Annotated in this window: 3 protein-coding genes; all 3 read right to left on the minus strand. The window is 68.3% G+C overall.

The features are described 5' to 3' along the window. A partial coding sequence (locus ACXJKH_RS16825) for an HlyD family secretion protein (protein ID WP_457321025.1) occupies positions 1–1021 on the minus strand: 1021 nt, incomplete at its 3' end. Between the two features lie 8 nt (positions 1022–1029). Next, on the minus strand, positions 1030–2715 hold the full coding sequence (locus ACXJKH_RS16830; RefSeq protein WP_038692398.1) for an MFS transporter: 1686 nt from the start codon (positions 2713–2715) through the stop codon (positions 1030–1032). Beyond that, entirely contained in the window at positions 2712–3278 is a 567-nt protein-coding gene (locus ACXJKH_RS16835; RefSeq protein ID WP_128095414.1) for a TetR/AcrR family transcriptional regulator, read from the minus strand. Before ACXJKH_RS16835 ends, ACXJKH_RS16830 begins: the two co-directional genes overlap by 4 nt. Between the last annotated feature and the right edge of the window lie 429 nt (positions 3279–3707).

The following is a 3707-nucleotide window of genomic DNA, read 5'->3' on the forward strand; positions in this document are numbered from 1 at the left end:
GCAGTACGCTGAACTCCGAGCCGGTGGCCGGGGCGATCTGCTCGATGTGCCCGTGCAGCTTTTCACCGTCGAAAGCATCCACCTTGAACGAGGCGGGCTGGCCGATGCGCATTTTCCAGGTCTGCCCTTCCTTGAAGTTGGCCACCACCCACAGCGTATCCGGCACCAGGAACAGCAGCTGCGAGCCGGCCGTGACGTACTGGCCCAGGCGCACCGAGGCTTCGCTGATCTGGCCGTCGCGCGGGGCATGGATGACCGTGTTGGCCAGGTCGATCCGGGTCAGTTCCAGCTGTGCCTGCGCGGTTTCCACGCGCGCTTCCAGGCTCTTGCGTGCCACCTGGGTGGAGGTCAGCGTTTCCTCGGCGATGCGGATCTGCGCCTGCGACTGCAGCACTGCCGCCTGTGCCGACTGGGCCCCGGTACGCAGCTTGTCGCGGTCGCTGAGCGCCACCAGTTGCTGCGCGGCGAGGGCTTCATAGCGCTTGAGCTCGGTGCGCGACCGCGCCAGCTCCGATTGGCCGGCGACAAGGTTGGCCTGCGCGGCACCGATCTGCGCGCGGTTCTGCGCCTGGGCCTGGTCGGAGTTGGCCAGTGCGGCCTTGGCACTGTCCAGGTCGGCCTGGGCCTGCGCCACTTTTTCCTTGTAGATGCGGTCATCGACGCGCACCAGCGGGTCGCCCTGTTTGACGTGCTGGAAATCCTTGACCAGCACCTCGGTGACATAGCCATTGACCTGCGGCGCCAGCACGGTGATCTGGCCGCGCACGTAGGCGTTGTCGGTACTCACCCGGGTGCTGTCGAACGGCCACAACGACCACGCGCGCAGGATCAGCGCGATGCCCAGCAGCGCGATCACGATCATGATCACCACGCTGCGGGTGCTCGGCTTGAGGTACTTGGGCGCGCTCGGCGGCGGCACCGCTCCCGGCGCGGCCGCGTTGCTGGCGGGGGCGGCATCGGTCGGCGGGGCCGGGTTGACGTTCTCGGGTGCGCTGTCGTCGCGGGGTGGGAGCGTGGGCATGGGGGGACTCATCGGGGCGGTGCGGGCAACGGCGCCGCGACTGAAGGGGAAGAGGGGGCGGGGTGGCGCTTGCGCCACTGCTTGAGGACGGCGGTACGCACCGACAGCAGCAGCAACCAGCCCAGGAAGCCCAGCGCGACCGTGCCGCTGAGCCGGAACACATCATTGAAGGCGCGCACGTTGGCTTCGCGGCGGGCGGTCAGCGCCAACTGCGCCGTGCCCTGCGCACTGCGCTGCACCGGGTCGGTGATCAACCCGGCGTAGAGCTGCTGTTGTTGTTTCAGACGCTGTGCGACCACGCCATCGGCCGGGTCGAGCTGGCTGACCAGTGCACTGGAATACAGCTGCTCGCGGTGCAGCTGGTAGGTGCCCAGCACCGCCGAGCCGGCCAAGCCGCCCAGGGTCTGGGTGATCGACAGGGTGACCAGGAAGGTAATCATGTGGTCCACGCCCTGCTTCAATGCCTGGGTGATGCCGAGCATGATCAACGGCCCCATGAACATGCCGGCGCCCACCGAGGCCAGGAACTGGCTGGCGTAGAAATCGTGCGGGCGGTCCAGGCTGGTGCGGCTCTGGTCGAGCAGGGCCGCGCTGCCGAGCAGCAGAATGGCCATCAGCAGCTGGGCGATGATGCGCTTGGGGCCGAAGGTGAGCGAGGCGGCCGCGATGCCGGTGACCACACCGGCCAGGATCACCCCGAACAACGGGCGCATCTGGTCCGGCCCCATGCCCAGCTGGCGCATCAACCCGACCACGCCGTACGACTGTTCGGTGGTGAGAAAGCGGATCAGGAACGCGCCGACGATGAAGTGCAGCACCGGCAGGCTGGCCAGCCAGCGCGTCTGCAGCAGCGGGTTGCGCCGGTAATGCTCGAGGATGAAGCCGGCGGTGGCCAGCGCGACGGAGGCCACCAGCGCCCACCCCAGCCACGGCGTATCCAGCCACCAGCGCACATAGCCCTGGGCCAGCACCACCACCAGCAGGCCCACTGCCGGGGCGAGCAGGGCGAAGGTGAGGAAGTCCAAAGGCTCGAATGCCTTGATCTGCACGCCCGGCGGCAGCTTCAACACCACCACCGCGGCGAACGCGCACAGGGCCAGACCGGCCTCGAACAGATACAGGTTGTGCCACTGGCCGGTGTCCACCAGCCCCGGCGACACCAGCCAGGCGATCGGCACCGCCAGCTGCGAGATGCCCACGCCGATCACCAGCAGGTTGCCGGTATATTTGCGCGGCAGCGACTGCAGCATGTACAGCGTGCCCAAGGTGCTGCAGGCAGCGCCGGCGAACCCGCTGGCCGCGCGGGTCAGCACGGTGGTTTCATAGCTGCCCACGAACAGGTGCAGCACCGCCAGCGCCGCATACAGGCCCAGGCCGATCTCGGCGAACAGGCGGATGCCGTACTGCTGGCGGAACTTGAAGGCGAGCAGGTTGGCGGTGACATTGACCATCGCATAGGCGGCCACCAGCCAGCTGCCCTGCGCCGGGGTCAGGCCAAGCTGGCCCTGCATGAAAGGCAGGTTGGCGGTGACCAGCGCATTGCCCAGGCCACCGGTGATGCCCACCAGCAGCGCCACGGCGGCATAGGCCACGCGCCGGTGCCAGGGATGCCACGGCATCGACGCCGAGCCGGGCAGCGTCGGCTTCTCGTGGTCTTCCCAGTCCGGGATGGGTTTGAGGTACTGCGCCATCAGCCCTCCGCGTCGACGGGTCCCTGCAGTCCGGTACGCAGCAACTGCAGGGCGCGCGCCACCAGCTTGGCCCGCTCTTCGCGGGACTTGCCACGCAGCGCGGCTCCCAGCATGCCTGAGATCAGTGAAATGTCCGTCACCTGCAGGTCCGCACGGCACAGACCCGCGGCGATCGCGCGCTGGATCGGTGCTTCCAGCAGGCCCCAGATGGTGTGCCGGGCGGCCTTGATGGCCGGGTCATCGGGGTCCACCGCGCGCCAGTAGTCCGACAACGCCGGCGACTGCACGATGCGGGCGGCCATGCCTTCGAGCACTTCGAACAACGCATCATCGCGCTCGCCCAGGCTCTGTACCTGGCGGTTGATGCGAGCCACCGTGCGCTGCAGCAGCGCCTCCACCAGCGCGGTGCGGTCGGGGAAATTGCGGTAGAGGGTGGCGCGGCCGACCTGCGCGCGTTCGACCACCAGGTCGAGCGGGGCGGTGACGCCATGCTGCCCGAACACCGCATCGGCGGCATCCAGGATGAGGGCACGGCGGGCAGCCGCATCGGCGCGTTGGGAAGTCATGGGGCATGATCGGACAATCATGTCCGCAAGGAAAGTGTCCGCCGCGCCACCGCAGCATGCCGGTGGGCGCCTGCTCGGCAAGATCAAGGCGGGGTGAAGCCCGGCGCTGACGGTGGAGCAGTGGGTAGAGTCGAGCCGTGCTCGACTGCCGACCCTGCCAAACTGCGCGACGACAGCATCATCTCGACGAAACCGGCGTTGCTTCAAGCCTTGCCGCGCTGCGCGCCGGCAGCGGGCAAACCGTTGCCTCTACCGGCGGAAAAAAGCGTTCTTTGTTCCTATGCGGGGCGAGCAGAAGCGTGCTTTGACCCTTTCCAGGCGCGGCGGTCGGCGGGCCGGGCGCTGGGCGCCCATGCCCTTGGAGGCGAATGTCCCCCGGCCGCGGGGCGTCCTCCTCCTTTATTTYGCCCAGGGGCCTACCGGCCGCTA

The organism is Stenotrophomonas sp. P5_B8 (assembly GCF_054049855.1).

Bases quoted from the DNA above. Each gene is read 5' to 3' on its own strand.
- ACXJKH_RS16835 (WP_128095414.1), bottom strand. From the start codon at position 3,278: ATGACTTCCCAACGCGCCGATGCGGCTGCCCGCCGTGCCCTCATCCTG.